At 45.9% G+C, this 15,541-nt stretch carries 21 protein-coding genes; all 21 read right to left on the bottom strand.

Annotation, left to right across the window (positions count from 1 at the left end):
• On the bottom strand, positions 1-2,382 hold a 2,382-nt coding region (locus GPK90_RS15665; protein WP_252197539.1), incomplete at its 3' end, for a phage tail protein.
• 205 nt (positions 2,383-2,587) lie between these two features.
• Positions 2,588-2,992: a hypothetical protein gene (locus tag GPK90_RS15660; protein ID WP_215684912.1), complete on the bottom strand. Its 405-nt coding sequence runs from the start codon at positions 2,990-2,992 to the stop codon at positions 2,588-2,590.
• Between the two features lie 49 nt (positions 2,993-3,041).
• Positions 3,042-3,605: a major tail protein gene (locus GPK90_RS15655; RefSeq protein ID WP_002591275.1), complete on the bottom strand. Its 564-nt coding sequence runs from the start codon at positions 3,603-3,605 to the stop codon at positions 3,042-3,044.
• A gap of 7 nt (positions 3,606-3,612) precedes the next feature.
• Entirely contained in the window at positions 3,613-3,939 is a 327-nt protein-coding gene (locus tag GPK90_RS15650; protein WP_002591274.1) for a hypothetical protein, read from the bottom strand.
• The gene (locus GPK90_RS15645; protein ID WP_002591273.1) at positions 3,936-4,367 is read right to left on the bottom strand and encodes a hypothetical protein; all 432 of its coding nucleotides are present in this window, start codon (positions 4,365-4,367) and stop codon (positions 3,936-3,938) included. The genes GPK90_RS15650 and GPK90_RS15645 overlap by 4 nt, the downstream gene beginning before the upstream one ends.
• A gap of 2 nt (positions 4,368-4,369) precedes the next feature.
• Positions 4,370-4,693 (bottom strand): hypothetical protein, encoded by a 324-nt coding sequence (locus tag GPK90_RS15640; protein WP_002591272.1) that lies wholly within the window; start codon positions 4,691-4,693, stop codon positions 4,370-4,372.
• A gap of 3 nt (positions 4,694-4,696) precedes the next feature.
• Entirely contained in the window at positions 4,697-5,032 is a 336-nt protein-coding gene (locus GPK90_RS15635) for a phage head-tail connector protein (RefSeq protein ID WP_002591271.1), read from the bottom strand.
• A gap of 17 nt (positions 5,033-5,049) precedes the next feature.
• On the bottom strand, positions 5,050-5,427 hold the full coding sequence (locus GPK90_RS15630; RefSeq protein ID WP_215684911.1) for a hypothetical protein: 378 nt from the start codon (positions 5,425-5,427) through the stop codon (positions 5,050-5,052).
• A 16-nt stretch (positions 5,428-5,443) separates the two neighbouring features.
• Positions 5,444-6,676, bottom strand: a complete 1,233-nt coding sequence (locus tag GPK90_RS15625; RefSeq protein ID WP_138343668.1) for a phage major capsid protein — start codon at positions 6,674-6,676, stop codon at positions 5,444-5,446.
• 30 nt (positions 6,677-6,706) lie between these two features.
• Positions 6,707-7,306 carry an HK97 family phage prohead protease gene (locus GPK90_RS15620; protein WP_003023355.1) on the bottom strand — a complete coding sequence of 200 codons (600 nt, stop codon included), beginning with the start codon at positions 7,304-7,306 and terminating at the stop codon, positions 6,707-6,709.
• Complete coding sequence (locus tag GPK90_RS15615) at positions 7,296-8,546, bottom strand: phage portal protein (protein WP_215684910.1); 1,251 nt, start codon at positions 8,544-8,546, stop codon at positions 7,296-7,298. Before GPK90_RS15615 ends, GPK90_RS15620 begins: the two co-directional genes overlap by 11 nt.
• Before the next feature lie 17 nt (positions 8,547-8,563).
• The gene (locus GPK90_RS15610) at positions 8,564-10,219 is read right to left on the bottom strand and encodes a terminase large subunit (RefSeq protein WP_002591266.1); all 1,656 of its coding nucleotides are present in this window, start codon (positions 10,217-10,219) and stop codon (positions 8,564-8,566) included.
• Between the two features lie 6 nt (positions 10,220-10,225).
• Entirely contained in the window at positions 10,226-10,579 is a 354-nt protein-coding gene (locus GPK90_RS15605) for a hypothetical protein (RefSeq protein ID WP_174805388.1), read from the bottom strand.
• A gap of 105 nt (positions 10,580-10,684) precedes the next feature.
• On the bottom strand, positions 10,685-10,984 hold the full coding sequence (locus tag GPK90_RS15600; protein WP_002591264.1) for an HNH endonuclease: 300 nt from the start codon (positions 10,982-10,984) through the stop codon (positions 10,685-10,687).
• A gap of 175 nt (positions 10,985-11,159) precedes the next feature.
• Entirely contained in the window at positions 11,160-11,579 is a 420-nt protein-coding gene (locus GPK90_RS15595; protein WP_173898182.1) for a hypothetical protein, read from the bottom strand.
• Positions 11,580-12,146, bottom strand: a complete 567-nt coding sequence (locus tag GPK90_RS15590) for a sigma-70 family RNA polymerase sigma factor (RefSeq protein WP_173898181.1) — start codon at positions 12,144-12,146, stop codon at positions 11,580-11,582.
• A gap of 20 nt (positions 12,147-12,166) precedes the next feature.
• Positions 12,167-12,562 (bottom strand): single-stranded DNA-binding protein, encoded by a 396-nt coding sequence (locus GPK90_RS15585; RefSeq protein WP_173898179.1) that lies wholly within the window; start codon positions 12,560-12,562, stop codon positions 12,167-12,169.
• 80 nt (positions 12,563-12,642) lie between these two features.
• On the bottom strand, positions 12,643-12,891 hold the full coding sequence (locus GPK90_RS15580; protein WP_173898177.1) for a DNA-binding protein: 249 nt from the start codon (positions 12,889-12,891) through the stop codon (positions 12,643-12,645).
• A 156-nt stretch (positions 12,892-13,047) separates the two neighbouring features.
• Complete coding sequence (locus tag GPK90_RS15575; RefSeq protein ID WP_002591257.1) at positions 13,048-13,281, bottom strand: hypothetical protein; 234 nt, start codon at positions 13,279-13,281, stop codon at positions 13,048-13,050.
• A complete protein-coding gene (locus tag GPK90_RS15570) occupies positions 13,274-14,542 on the bottom strand; it encodes a ParB/RepB/Spo0J family partition protein (RefSeq protein WP_173898173.1) in 1,269 nt (422 codons plus the stop codon). Before GPK90_RS15570 ends, GPK90_RS15575 begins: the two co-directional genes overlap by 8 nt.
• A gap of 208 nt (positions 14,543-14,750) precedes the next feature.
• On the bottom strand, positions 14,751-15,539 hold the full coding sequence (locus GPK90_RS15565) for a ParA family protein (protein ID WP_173898169.1): 789 nt from the start codon (positions 15,537-15,539) through the stop codon (positions 14,751-14,753).
• Positions 15,540-15,541 lie beyond the last annotated feature (2 nt).

Genomic DNA, 15,541 nt, shown 5'->3' with positions numbered 1-15,541 from the left:
GCCCGTTACCATGGCATTCATTACCTCTTTGGCTTTCGTAAGCATATTGTTACCCCACGTAGCCACTCTGGTAACTGCTCCTACTATACTGTTCCAGATTTTCTGCGGCAGTTCCTTAACAATCGTAACAACGCCTGTTACCATGGCGTTCATTACCTCTTTGGCTTTCGTAAGCATATTGTTACCCCACGTAGCCACTCTGGTTACTGCGCTTACTATACTGTTCCAGATTTTAGCAGGCGTTTCTTTCACAATCGTTACAATGTTCGTAAGCATTGTGTTCATTACTTCTTTGGCTTTGGTCTGCATATTTGCGCCCCACGTAGCCACTCTGGTTACTGCGCTTACTATACTGTTCCAGATTTTCTGCGGCAGCTCCTTAACAATATCTATAACTTTCGTTACAAAACCTGTTATAACTGTGCCGCCTTTTTCCTGCATATTTGCGCCCCACTCTGCTATTTTCTCAACGCCCGCAGCGATTGCCTGCGGTATCAGAGTAGGTAGCTCTTTTATTTTATTTATGATTGTCATTACCAGCTTGCCTGCCGCCGTCAAAATCTTAGGCAGCCCCGTAATCAGTCCTGTTACAATGGCTGCTATAATCTGCGGTATGGCTGCGATTAAAAGCGGTATTGCATCTATGATGCCGTCAATCAATGCAACTATAATATCGCCCGCACTTTCGATAATAAGCGGTATGCCCTCAACCAGTGCATTTATGATAGCCGTTATGATTTCCGGCAGTGCCTCAATCAGTACAGGCAGCGCTGCTACCAGCCCCTGTGCCAGCCCCGTAAGCAGCTGTAATGCTGCTGTAATCAGCAACGGTATATTTTCTATCAGCATGGTTACAATGTTCGTAACCACCGTTACGATTGTTGGCAGCAATGTAGGTAACGCTTGTGCGATACCTTGCGCCAATTCCGTAATAATCTGTACGCCTGCCTCTAAAAGCTGCGGTAATATAGTAAGCAGCGTATCTATGATTGTCGGTATAATCTGCCCGATTATGCTTATCATTTCCGGCAGCATTCCAACCAGCGTATTAAGCAAGTCCTGTACGCCGCTCATTAAAGGCGGTAATAACTCCTGTATAACCTGTGGTATATACGTTGCAAGCTGCTCTACGATTTCTCCCAGTCCGCTTACCAGCCTCGGCACTGTTTCTATTACCCTCGGTGCTATATTCCCTACCACTGTTACAATACTGTCTACCAGATTGCTTGTAAGCTGTGAGAAATTCGCCTCGCTGTCTGCCATTCCAGCTACCCAGTTGTCCCACGCTGAACTCATAGAACTAACCGAACCCTCTATTGTTGTACTTGCCTCTTTTGCCGTTGTCCCTGTTATGCCCATTTCCGTCTGTACGACGTGAATAGCGTCTACAACGTCTGAATATGATGAAATATCATACTTAATGCCGGATAGCTTGCTTGCATCATCAAGCAGTCGCTGCATTTCCTCTTTTGTACCGCCATATCCCAGTTTTAAGTTATCCAGCATGGTATAATTCTGCTTTGCAAAACCGTTATAGGCGTTCTGTATAAGCGATATATCAGTACCCATTTTATTTGCATTGTCTGACATATCCGTAATTGCCACGTTTGCCTTTTCTGCTGCCGCTGCCGTGTCATTATTCATACTGGCAAGCAGCGACGCTGAAAAGCTGGTAACTGTTTCCATGTACTCATTTGCAGACATTCCAGCTGTTTTATATGCGTCGTTTGCATAACCAACAACCGTATCAGACGACGTTTTGAAAAGAGTTTCTACACCGCCTACAAGCTGTTCCTGTGCTGCGTATCCCTCTATCGCTTTTGTGGTAAGCGCTCCTATGGCTGTTGCCGCTCCCGCAACTGCTGCCGCCGTCGCCGCTGCTGCTGCTTTAAGCGCTGTACCCATTCCGCTTAGCACGCTTGTAAATCCAGAAAATTTTCCCTTTGCGTCGTCTGCCTGTTCCCCGCTGTCTTTTATTTCCTTTCCCATTTCGTCAGCGGCTTTTTCTGCTTTTTCCATTTCGTCAGTCGTTTTGCCTAATTCCTGCTCTGTCTTTACAAGCGCTGCTTTCTGGTAATTTAACTGGGTTTCAAGTTTTTTACTTTCTTCGCTATTGTCTCCTGTTGCCTTGCGGCATTTTTCTAAAGCCGCCTCGGTTTCTTTTACCTTTTTTGCCTGCTCGTCGTATGTTTTCTGTAGTACCGCCTGCTTTGCTTTCAGCGCATCTACGCTGCTTGCATTGTCCTTATATTCAGCCGTTACAAGTTTCATTTCAGAATTAAGCACTTTAAGGGTGCTGTTAATTTCCTTGCAGGCTGCTTTATACTCTGCCTCTCCGTCAAAACTTAACCTTGTTTTGACGTTCTGCGTCTTATCTGCCATAATTAAAAGCCCCCTAACGCTATGTCTATATCGTCCATGTTTTCTGTAGCTGCTGGTGTTCCCGCCTGTTCCTGTCGGAAAATGTGCGGGTTATATTCCTTGTGATATTTAAACAGTGTCGTTATCTGGTATGGTGTTTTTCTCCATGCCTCACGTTCCCTGTATCTCAAAAGCACTACTGCAATATACAAAAGCCGTGCAGTATCTAATTTTCCTGCACGGCTGCCCTGTTTCCCTCTTCTGTTGTTTCTTCTCCGTCGTTTTCGTTCTCTGTGTCGCTGTTGTCTCCCGCAGTTCCTCTGTAGAACGATTTAAAAATAGCGCTCTGTACTTCCTGCAAATTTCCTGCGTGTATCAGTCTGCCTACCCTCTTCTCTTCAAGCAGCTGGGCGTTTTCGTCCTCTGCTAAAAGTGCCTCGTTAATAAGCAGCGTAAGTAACCACCTTGTATCTTTAAAAAGGTTTGGGTTATCTTTATTGAATACCTCACTTAATTTGTCATAGCCCCCAAACTTTTCCTGTACTTCGTCTAATGCGTTCAGCGAAAAAAGTAAACCATATTCTTTGCCGTTCAGCTCTACGGGAAAAGCCCCGCTCTTTAATGCTCCCATGATATAAAATTAAGGCGCAGCCCATGCTACGCCTCTCTCCTTTCCTGTTTTATACACTTTCCATTGCTGCTGCCTTTTCCGGCACTGCTGTAAACCACGTTTTAGCCGCTGCGCTTTCCTCTGTTCCCACAAAGTCTGCTTTCCACAAGTTATCTTTCTTTCTTGTTGTAAAAGATGCCTCAATGTCCGGCGTGTTAAACTTGATACTCTCGCCCTTTGTTTCGTACTTTTCAGACGGTACTTTAAATTTTGCTTTAAGCAGCCATACGTAACGGTATTTACCACCCGTTTTCTTAGCTCTGAACCCTACAGCAACATACGGCGGCTCGTCCTCTTTTCCCGCCCATACTACGCTGTTCTTATCTACTGCCTGTCCCAGCAGCTCTGCCAGCACTTCCGGCGTAAGGTCTTTAATTCCCAGCTTAAGCGTTCCGCTTGCAAACTCCGTGACGCTCTCGCTTAATGTGTCGTCTGCATACAAGCTGCCGTCTGCTGTCTTTACGGATAAATCGGCGCTCATTGCCTCTGCCATTTTCTTAGGTGTCCCGTAGCTCTCTGCTCCGTCTGCCTCTGTGCATACGGCGTAATATAAATCTTTCAGTCCCAGTGTCATTGTTTAATCACTCCTCTTTCAAAATCTCGACTGTGATAGGCACTAACCAGTACCCCGTTTCTGTTTCGTAGCTTTCTGCGTCTATGCTGTTGATATAAACGCCTGCTGCTTTCAATACCTCTTTTGTCTTATCAAGCTGCGCCTCAAAATCGCCCTTATGGAAAAGCGTAACTCTATACATTTCCCTGCGCTCTTTCTCTTCGTCGTCTGCATTTACCGCAGGCGTACCCAGCAGCCGCAGAAACGTATAATATGCGTCTGGCTTATCCCGTCCAGTGTAAACGCCTCTCTGGGCTGGCAACCCTGCGCTTTCTAAAATCTCCTGTATACTCATTCGCCTGTTTCACTCTCCCATATACTGCGCTGTGCCTCTACTACCTTTTCGTGCGCCTTTTCGTTTGCCACTGTCATATAAGGGCGTGCAGCGTGGCTACTTGTGCCGTACTCTGCCACAAAGCCGATTGTTGCATAGCGCACCTTGCTTTTATCTCCTTTTCTGTCGTTTCCATGCTTTGCCCGTCCCTGTGGGTATATCTCTACGTATTTCTCCGTATCGTCGCCCTTTACGTCCGTAGCTTTTATGGAATTGATAAAACCGCCCGTTTCATTCAGTCCCATTGCCTGTGCCTCTGCTCTCTGTGCCTCTATCAGCACATCAGCACCAGCTTTAAGCATTTTGGGGACTGCCTCAACTGTAGCCGCCTCTCTCCGGCTGAAAGCGTCTATAATATCTTCCAGCCCGACTGTGTTAAACTCTCCCATGCTTACACCTCGTTTCTGTGGCGTAAATCTGTAAGCGTAAGCTCTATGGTGTCTGTTCCTGTATCGTAGGTCTTAAGTACAAAATAGCGCCGCCCGTTTACTTCTACTACGTCCTCGCCGCCATAATCTGCCTTGTGTACCTCGTACTTTGCCTCTACCAGTTTTCCTGTCTGCTGGCTCTTAAAATATTCACTGTATCCTACTGTTTTTTTGTTACAGAATACAGTGCGGGCGCTTTCTTCCGGCTTTACTGCAAAGCCGTTTTTATTTACCCTGTTTTCTGCTGCTGTTTCTGCAATAAGCGTTAATTCGTCCTGCCACTCCACCGCTTATACCTCGCTTTCTGCGCCGTCGGTGTCCGTTTCGGACACTTCCGGCGCTGTGTTGTATTCCACTGATAAAGCTAAGCGCATTTTAAGTGCGTCGTATGACTTTCTGAATTGTTCCGCATTGTTGTTAAAGCCAAATTCTGCCTTACAGTACAGCGTAATTGCTCTTATAATCAGCTCGTCTGTCTCTTTTATTACTTTTACGCCGTCGTTTTTCAAATCAGCTTTGCAGGCGGCTATACAGTCGTTTATTTCCTCTGTGATTTTCTCACTGGTGCTACTGATACGCAGCGCCGCCCGCATCTTCTCGGTTAATGTAGTGGTATATGCTGCCATAGCCCGCACCCTCTTTCTTACTCTGCTACTTCTACTACGCCTGCCTCTTTCAGAACTGCTGCACGTTCTCTGCTTACGGTGTAAACGTCCCCAGTATCCTTAATCTGGTTTAATTCCTTGTCAAGGAAACGACGCTGTGCTTTTACTTTTACCAGCCCTACTGCTTTCTTTTCCTCTTCGGCTTTAGCTGCTGCCTCTGCCGCTGCCTCGGCTGCTACTTTTTTGTCCTCTTCCGTAAGCTCGCTGTTGTCTGGTATATCTACCTCGACGGCTGCGCAGCGTGCAGCAATTTCTTTCTTTGTTCCCTCTGCATCTACGCCCAGTTGCTTTGCCAGTTCCTGCAAATCCTCTTTCTTATAGCTTTCCAGCTCTTTTGCGTCTAAGTATCCTTTCATGCTCTACCTCGCTTTCTTACACTGCTGTTACGCCCTTTTTAACTAAGATAATGCCCGCAGCGTCAGCTACTTTGCCGTCCACTACCATTAAGCACTTATTCTTAATCTTGTTGTTGTCGTGGTCTGTCCACTTCACTACCTGCATTTCCATGTTGGTATTGATAACGTAATCAGAGAAATTCATAAATACTGCGATTACGTCGCCCTCGTTTGCGTCGTCCCAGCTCGGTAAAACGTCGTCCTCTACAGTTTCCACATTCTTACCCATGAAACGGTATGTTTCCTCTCCGTTTACGCCGTAGTTTGTGCGTCCAATAGGCTGCCCGTTCTTATCTTCCATACCGTCAATGCCAGTATCAAAAGTGGACTGGTTCATAACAAAGCTGCCGTTTCTGTACGCCTTTTTCATTTTGCCTTTTACCTTATGCCAGCCGTTCCAGCTTGCGTACTCTTCCGGTGTCAGAGTAATTACAGCTGTTACCCTGCTGTCTTTCAGAACGCCCAGCGGCTGCCCCTCGCCTGTACCGTTGAAAATGGCAATTTCAATAGCCTTTACCATTGCCTCTGTTGCCATAGGTACAAACAAATCAGTAAACATTTTCAGCGTTACTACATTCGCTAAAATGCTCTGGGAAATTTTGCACTCCAAACCGTAATAATTGAAAGTTACGGAATTTTTAGCAGATGCTTTCTGGTCGTCGCTGCTCTTTGCCTCTGTAATCCAGTGTGCAGTAGGCTTTAAGTCTGCAATCGGAATGGAAACGCCGCCCTGTACGTTAATCTTACGCACCTTTGCATAAATGCTGCCGTAGCTTTCCAGTTTCTGGATAATTTCATTCATAATAGTTGTCGGAATTACAGCGCCGCTGTCTGCTGTGGTGGTGGTTTCAGCTGCTCTGTACTCTGCCGGAATAGCAACGCCTCTGCATACATAATTCATAAACGCTTTTCTGTATGCCGTAGTGTCGTATTTGTCCTCTGGTTCTCCTGCTCCTGCGCCGCCTGCTCCCTTGAAATTTCTAAGCAGCGTGGTATCTGCTCCCGCTCCACCTGTCGGCTCTCCTGCTGCAATTCTTTCAAGCAGCTTTTTACGTTTCTCTGCCGCTGCCAGTAAAGCGGTACGCTCTTCCTGTAAGTCTGTTACCTCTGTTTCCAGTTTTGTAATTTCCTCGTCCGTAAGCTCTGCCGCTCTGGTGTTAAGCTCTTCTTTGATTTCGGCTAATCTTGCCTCAATTTCCTTTAATCTCATAGTCTGTGTTCTCCTTTTTTGTTTTGATTTTTATAAGCTCGCCTTAATCTTTAGTATTGCTGCCCGCCTCTTAAGCAACTCCTGCCGCTCCCGCTCATAACTCCTACTCGCAAAAGCACGGGCGCTTATTTCAGTATCGTTATTTGCCGGAATACTCACGGCTGATACGTCATAAACCTTTTTGATTTTCAAAATTGTTCTTGTATGTGTTTCTCTGTCGTAGCTTTCCTCTGCCACTGTAAACGCCCATGACATTTTAGTAATCATTCCTGCGCTTATGTCTTGATACAGCCCACGGGCTAAGTCTGTCCGGCTTAAGTCTGCTGCCACGAAAAGCCCCTTTACGTCCGGCTCTAAAATCAGCGTATTATTTGACTGTCTGGCAAATACTCTGCCCTCATGGTCGTACTGCATGATAACGTCACTCATGTCTGCGCTGTCTAATGCGTGTGCGTCTATTCTTTCGTAAATCTTTGTGCCGTCCTCAAACTCATATAAAAGGTATGGCGCATTAAATGTAGTAGCGTAGCCCTCTACGTAACACTCCGACTGTAAGCGCTTTTCGCCGGAACTCTGCGCAGCCAGAGGCGCTACCAGCGTTCTATATTCCCGCTCTTTCTTAACTGGCATTATTTACACCCTCTTTCTCTTCCTGTCCGTTCTGCGGCTCTTCTCCCGCTGCTGGTTCTGTCTGCTGCGGTACTTGCTGTATGATAACTGGCTGCTCACTTCCTTTGTGCAGTTCGCTTACCTCTGTATATTCCTTTCGGATATAATACTTTTCCCCGTCCTCAACGTGTGCCATGTTCCATATATCCATTACGCCGTTTCTGTTTAGTAGCGCACGGTCAAAAAGCTGTGTGCTTACGCTTAACTTTGTGGCGTTGCTGGCGTATTGCAGGCGGTTTGCAGAAAAGAAAATAGCATTGCCGCAGGCTCTTTCTCTCTCTGTAAAGCTCATATTTGTCATAACAAGCGATAGCTGTATTGCAAACGGCTCTATTTTCCCCTCGTAGTAAGCATTCCACGTATTTTCATCAAATTTATTTTGCAGAATATCCATATTTGTGCCAAAATGCGTGCATACATTTTCCTGTATGTGCTGCATCTGCAATGCGTTTGGCGTATACGGTTTGCTTTCTACCTGTTTCAGCTCACTAAACTTGTTATCATAAATAATCATGCCGCTATCGTTGTCGGCGCTTAAGTTATCCTCTGTAAAGCGTTTCCGCTCTTTCTTTATATCCTCTGGTTTCAGTATATTTGCCACCTTTGCCAGAAAGCGGATATTTGCCGAATTTTTTACAGCGTTTATAATTCCCTCATTCTGCGTATGTATCAACTGCATAGTTGGTGCAAGCGTGCTGTTGTCCTCTCCGAAAAGGTCGTCTTTATATTCAAAGTCTGTCATAATGCCTACACGTTCAAACTCAATAGCTCCATAGCTGCCATTTGCAAACAGATACCGTAAATATAATTGTCTCTCGCTCTCTACCACCTCGCAGCGTTCAGCCCGCAGCGGATACCAGCCACATAAGCGCCCGTATTCGTCCTCGATAGGTATAATAAAAGCGGTGTGTTCCACCGCTACATACGTTGCCAGACGCTTTATAAATTTTGTTGTATCCATAAAGTAGTTGGGTTTATGCTGCAATGTCTTTTCCAGCGACTTAAGGGCGCTGCCCTCTATCTCCGGCTTTAGCTTGCTGCAATGTGTGGCAAAATTATTTATAGCCGTTCTGGTCAAATCCATTTCATACACGCCGCCGCTAAAGCTGGTAAACGTCGGGCTGTATCCGTTCAGCATTTTGAAATAATTACCTATGGCTTTTAATTCTTTGCCATGAAAAAGATAGTCTAAAAATTTCATGCCGTTTACACTCCTTTCTATGCGGCATTTTTAAGCAGCTCGCCGCACTCTTCCCAGTATTTCTGCCGCACGGTCATTGCATCTATGACAGATACAAAGCCGTCGATATGCGCCCGCTGCTCGATTTTTATAGGTCTGAATTTTCTTGTTTCCATGTTGTGCTTAAGCGCAACATTTAAGAAATGCGTCTTTAGTAAATTGTTGTCGGCAATCTTAAAATCGCCGTCTTTTATGATGCCCTCAAACTCCCGTATAACTGGTGTAAGGTTTTCGCCTTGGTAAACGTCGTCCATGTGAAAACCATAATTTGCCATATCGGTAATAAGGTACTGGGCGCTGTATCTGTCGTAGCCGATTTTTAACGGTCGTATGCCGTAATCTTCCAGCAGCATAGTAAACCAGCCGTAAACGTCGTGGTAATCTACGTAATTCTCGCCGCTTAAGGTTATCAGCCCCTTTTTAACGAATATGTCATACGGCACGCCGTCCGTAGCCTGTAAGTATTCCAGCCTGCCCCGTGGCATAAAGAACTGTGTAAACGCATACAGTGTACCGTCTTTCTGAATAACCACACTGGCTGCCGTTAAGTCCGTTGTCTGGCTTAAGTCGATACCGCCCACTGCATAGCAGTCCCTAAAGTCCTCTAAGGTCTTTTCTACTCCGGCGTTCTCTACCGTCTGATATTCCAGCCATGCAATAGAGCTGTTCTGCTTGATATTGCAATACTTTGTAAGGAACTCTGCTTTTTTACTTAAGCTGCCCTCTGCTACTGCTATCTCGTCCATAAAGAAACTTTCTTTTACGGATACGCCCATGTTAGGGTTAGCCTTTTTCAGTTCGTCTATGTCGTTCCACTTCTCCACATCATCAATCATGTAAAGGAATGGTAATAGCCTGCGCTCTTTGCTGTTTCCTTTCAAGAAACTTGTGCTACGTTTCATTAGTTCATCATAAATACTGTCGTTGATATATCCGGCAGTGCTTATGCTCAATATCATAGGTTGAGTACGTGCGCCTAAAGCGGATTTCATAACCTCATACTGCTTTAGTCCAGCGTCCCCGCTCCATGCTGCCATTTCATCACATACCACAAGCTGCGGGTTAAATCCGTCTGACTTCTTGGCATTAAAAGCAATCGGTTTTATTACCGTGTTGCTCTCCGCAATATAAATATCGCTGCGCCGTTTCTTTGCCAGTTCCGCTAACTCGTCCTCTGCCTGTACCATTTGATAAAATCCGTCATACACCAGCGCCGCTTGGTCTAATTTCGGCGCTAAGCAGTATATTTCTTGTCCATACTCTGGCTCTAAGTACGCCATATATGCAATAATCGCAGATGCAAATAAACTTTTTCCGTTTTTTCTGCCAATTACAATAAAAATTTCACGGAAAATACGTATTTTTTCTGCGTCCTGTATGCCAAAAATAACAGAAACTATGGCTTTCTGCCATAGCTCCAACTTGATTAAATCATTACGTCCCTTGCTGTGGTGGCAAAAGTTCTCTATGAACCGTATAGCCTTATTCGCAGCCTTTGCATTAAAAAAATACTCCTGCTTTTGCAGCCCGTTTATAATGATTTCGTATATTTTCTTTATCCATTTTCCCGCTATGATTTCGCCGCTTGTAATCTTTGCGTGGTACTCATAGATATAATTTCGATAAGGCGGCAATATTGCTTACTCTTCCCGCAAAGCCGCCAGCCTGCTTGTCTTTCGTTTCGCAGCTGGTACTAATTCCGTAAGCTGCTTAATCACTGCTGCATAGTTCTTACTAAGCGCTATGTAGGTTTCTGCCTCTGGGCTTTTCTTTGTTCCCCACTGGTTCTGCCCGTTCTGGTACTCACTCGTCCAGCCGTCTTTTTCAAGTTTCGCCTGCAAGTCGTCCAGCTCAATGCTCATAAATGCAGCCTTTTCTATCAGCGGCGTTACTAATTTTCTTTTGTTTTCGTCTAAGTCCTTAAAAATTCCCTTAAGTCTGGTCTTTTCGGTCTTTATCCTCTGTTCTTTGGTTTTCTCTTTCTTTGTTGCCATTCCTTTACCCCGCTTTCCATTCCTGCGCCGCACCACACCCCCTACACCACCCGTGCGCACGCCCGTAGGGTAATTTTAGGGTATCCCCCTCGGTATTCGCCCCCTTTAATTATTTTTCTGATATGGGGGGAGTATGCCGCCGTTCTCGTCGAACCGATACCGCTTATGCCTCTCCTGTTTGTGGTGTTCCTTGTTGTGGCAGTCTTGGCACAACGCCTCTAAGTTATCCCAGCATAACGTAACGCTTATGTCGTTTATGTTCTCTCTGTTAAGCCAGCGCTTATGATGCACTATCTTTGCGGGCTGCCCGCAGCGTTCACAAATATAATCTTGTGACATTAAATAAGCGGCTCTGGTTTTTTCCCATGCCGCTGATAAATAAAAACTCTTAGCCCATGCTTTCATACTGTCCCCTCTCTTTCTTCATTCCCCAGCGCCCTAAGTTTCATGCGCTGGGTGGAGGCTAAAGAATGAATAGAAAAAGAGTAGGCAACTGCTGCCGCACATGGCTTAAGCTATCGCCTACTCATTTCATGCTACCATTGTATCTCTTTTGTTTTCCCATGTAAACACCACATTTTTACCACGATATTACCCGCTGCTGTACTGTTATCATTTCTCTTACTGGCACGCCTGCTGTTCTTAGCTGCTCGTATATGCTCCTTATCTCATGCCTAAACCAGCCTGCATACTGCATGGGTACTGGCTGATATTGCCGCTCCATAAATGGGTTATCTGCATACGCTGCCACTTGTGAAAACTCATACAGCAGCAGTGGCTTACTCTGGTCTAACAATAGCCGCAATATATATGCTGTCGTTCTTCCGTGCAGTCGTCCCTCTGGCGGCTGCCATATCCCAGTTATTATATATAGCCTCTGCCACTCGTAAAGCTCAAATCCTAACGCCTGCTCTATATGCTTTATCAGCCTGTCTGCTGCCTGCTGTTCCCTCGCTGTTTCCCGCTTTCTTTTTATCCATGCCTTTATTTTTTCAAACACTTACTTTACCCTCTCTTCGTCAATCCCCCACAATAATACTGACAACTCGTTTATGATGCCCGTTACCCAGCGCCTCGGTGTATTCTTTCCTGTGTCCAGCTGCTCTGCAATTTCCGCATAGTCCATACCCTGCATAAAATACATTTCAAAAGCCTTGTATTCTACGCCTCTGCCCGCTGCCTCTCTGCGGCGCTCTATCTCTTCTACCGCTTTGTCTATATGCGCTGTCATTATCAGTGTCTTAAAGCGTGTGCGTCTGATACTCTCTAAGTATGTACGCTGCTGCTCGTCCGTCATGCCCTTAAGCTCTAACTGCTGCCCGTCGCTTATGGCGTTCTCGATATGGAAAACTGCATCACGGTAACATTTCATAAGCGTAAAAGTGTTGTGGTATTTCTCTTTCTTCTGCTCCTGCTTTTCCTGTCTTTTCAGTTCCGTTATTGCAGCCTTTGCCTGTTTCTGCAATAACTCTGTTAATTCGCTTTCGTGCAGCTGTACCCAGCTTTCAACCTCTGGCGGCATTTCTGCCCCTGCCGCCGCCATTGTCTTTGTTTCTTCCTGTTCCATGTTCTGTACCTCGCTTTCTGTTAATTAAACGGCAGCTCTTCGTCTGCTCCCTCTGGTATGTTCATAAACCCGTCACTCTCCGGCAGCTGCTGCCCTCTCGCCTCTGCCTCTGCTTTGCTCTCTCCAAATCCTACGCTATTTGCCACAACCTCTGTGTAATATACCTTGCCGCCCGTGCGCTGGCTCTCGTAGCTGCCCGTTTTAATCTTGCCCGTAACCTCTGCCCTGCTGCCTTTGCTTAACCATTTCTGCACCCATTCCGCAATACGCCCGAAACACTTAATATTTATAAAATCTGTGTCTTTCCCGTCGTCTACTGCAAGCGTAAAGCGGGTAATAGCTGTGCTATTGTCCTGCCCGCCATATCTAAGCTCTGGCTCTCTTGTAAGCCGCCCTGTAAGTGATACATTATTCATGCTTTCTGCTCCCCTCTTCCAGTTTGTCCAGCTTTGAAAATATAGCCAGCAATTCCAATGCTATAATTCCCAGTAAAATATTAGTCATTTTCTACCGCCTCGCTTTCTCTTGCTACTATTCTCTCTTGTAATTCAATCAGCCTCTTTTTTATTGCCATAACTGATGCCTCTAAGCCTTTAGTTATTATTTCAACATTTACTTCCAGACTTGCCGCAATCCGTCTTACCCGTTTTCTTATATACCTACGCCGCTTTTTCCTGTCCAACCATAACGGCGGGTTTACTCCGTGCTTTTTCTTGTAGTTCTTTTTCCACTGTCTGTATTTCACTGCTTACGCCCCTTTCTCCATATCGCATACGGCAATATCCATACTGGCGCTGTTATTATCAACACCGCTTTTGCTGTGCATATCGTCACAAATACTGCTACGTCTACTGCTGCCTGTCCCAATTCTTTCACTGCATCTACTATGCCGTCCATATACTCAAACATTTACTACCCCGTTTTCCTGCTTAATCTCAATATTTCTGCCGCCTCGCTGCTTTATGATTGCCTCTACGTGCAAGTATGCAGGCAGCATAACCACGCTGCCTGTTCGTAACTGATATTCTACGCTTTTCCGCATCTTCTCGTATTGCTCTGCCTTACAAAACGCCGTACAGCCCAGAATAATTGTAAATACCTGTGCTTTCTTCTTTTTCCGCTGCCGTCTATTCATGTTCTGCCCCGCTTTCCGTGTCCGTTTCGGACACCTTACCCGTATAGTCTGTTACTCTGATACCCAAAATACAGTAGCCCTCTGTAAGCCCTGTGTAATCTTCCAGCATATAAATAATATCTGCATCAATCGTGCGCCCCGTGTGCTTGCCGTCCTTGAATTCCAGCATTTTAAGGCTGTCGCCCTGTTTATAGCCTCTGTTATTTTTCCGCAGCTCAAAGCTCTTTTTCCCGCTTACTACGTCCTCGTAATAAGATGCCACTATTTTTACCTCGTGCTGCTTATGTTCTGTATTTCCCTCGCTTGGCAGATGCTCCATTTTTTCTGCGTCTGCCCGCTCCTGCAATTTCTTCTTTGTCTGGCGGTCTATAGCGTCCTGCTCTTCGCTGTATCGCTGTTCGTCTGTCTTTTCAGCCTCTGCCTTATTTATGTACTGGTCGCATTTCTGGCACGTTCCCGTTTTTACGTTGCAGCCCTTGTATTTCTGGCAGGAATAGCACAAAGACGTTATGCTCTCTGGGTGCGGTGTTTCGTAATCGTCCCCCGCCTTTTTCTCTGCTACTTTTTCCGCTATTTCCTTTGCCCTCACATTTTCGCCCGCTGCTGCTTTTTCCGCTATTTCTTTCTGTTCGTCCTCGTCCAGTTTGGCTGCCTCGTATGCAGCAGTGATACCTAAATTGCCCTCTTTCAGCTGCTCTTTAATCTCCGGCGTTGCGTTGTTGTTGATTGCGTCCATTCTGGCTACGTTCGTGCTGCTCTCGTTTATCATAGCCGCCACTAAATCACGCATTTTACCTTGTATTTCTAAGCCGTCCTCTTCCTTGGCTCTGATAAGCGCCGCTTTGGTACGCTCTACTAATCTGGTTTTTTCATAGGCTGTAAGTTCCTGCGTATATCCGTTGCCAGCCAATAAGCGCAGCTCATACATTGCCTCGCTCATATCCATAAAGCGGTAAAGCACTTTCTCATACTCCTTATGCCCCCGCTCTAAGTTCAAAATATTTGCCGCATTACGTCTGTGTCCGTCGATTATACGGTATTCCCCGTTTACTCTCGCCAATACTGTAGGCTGTTCCTGTCCTACGTGCAAAAAGCTATCTGCCAGCTCTTCTATGTTTTCTAATTTCTGGTGCGTGTTCTCCTGTGCTGCCTTTACCTCGTAAGGGCTTAAATAGATTTCTTTGTATCCCTCTGTCTGCGCCTGCTGCCCTGCTGCTTTCGTCTTTGCGTTCAGAATGTCGTTAATGCCAAACTTTGCCATATTCTCTACCTCGCTTTCTCAATCCTTTGTTTTTTCTTACACTGTCCCATTACTCCGTTGCACATTTCGCACGTTCTCCAATACTCGCAAGCGTCGCTTTGCGGGCATTTCTGCCCTGCAAATTTGCCGCCCCAGTTCCAGCACTCCGTACCGCCAGTCCTGCGGCAATGCCAGTAAGCGCATAATCTCTCTTTATGTGCCATGCCCGCTACCTCGCTTTCCCTGTATACGCTGTTACAAATTTCTTATACCCCTGCGCCGCTCCGCAGCATGGGCTATACTCATAAATCGGCTTACGCATGAAAGTATTTTCTGCTACTTTCTTGGAATACCGAATAATACCCAAAATATTAAAATCTGTCTTTTGTTCCAGCCACTCTACGCCTGCTGCCTCGCCGTCTGTGTTCTGGTATGACGTAATCAGCACGCCTGCCAGCTTTAATGCTGGGTTAAATGCCTTTGCGTCCTCTATCTGCTCTGTCACAATATCCAGCCCCTCTAAAGCGTCCTCGTCCACCTTTACGGGTACTATTACCTCGTCTGTAATTGCCAGCGCATTTACAACATTAAGCCCAATATCCGGCGGGTTATCAATGATGCAGTAATCATACTTGCCATATATGGTGCAATCTCCGTAATACTGCACCTTTGCATATACCAGTGCTTTGTATCTCTCTATCTGGTTTCCGCTGTCCTCTTTGGTTAAATTCCACGTAGCCCCAAATAGTGACATGTTCGCCGTTACAATGTCGATACCCTCATACTCTGTATGCTGTATCAGCTCGTCTGCGCTTTCCCAGTCCCCAGCCAGCAGCTTTGTAACTGGTGCTACGTTCTCTGCATCATATCTGCTGTACGCCTTGCTTAAGTTTCCCTGCTTGTCGTTGTCAATCAGCAGCACCTTATAACCTCGCCTGTAAAGCTCATACGCCATGTTTGCTGCTGTAAAGGTCTTGGCTACGCCACCCTTTAAGTTCAAAATGCTTATTGTTTTCATTC

Origin of the sequence: Clostridium sp. MCC344 (genome assembly GCF_018785365.1) — a bacterium.
GTDB lineage: Bacteria > Bacillota > Clostridia > Lachnospirales > Lachnospiraceae > Pilosibacter.
This window is presented reverse-complemented; position numbering and strand designations above follow the sequence as displayed.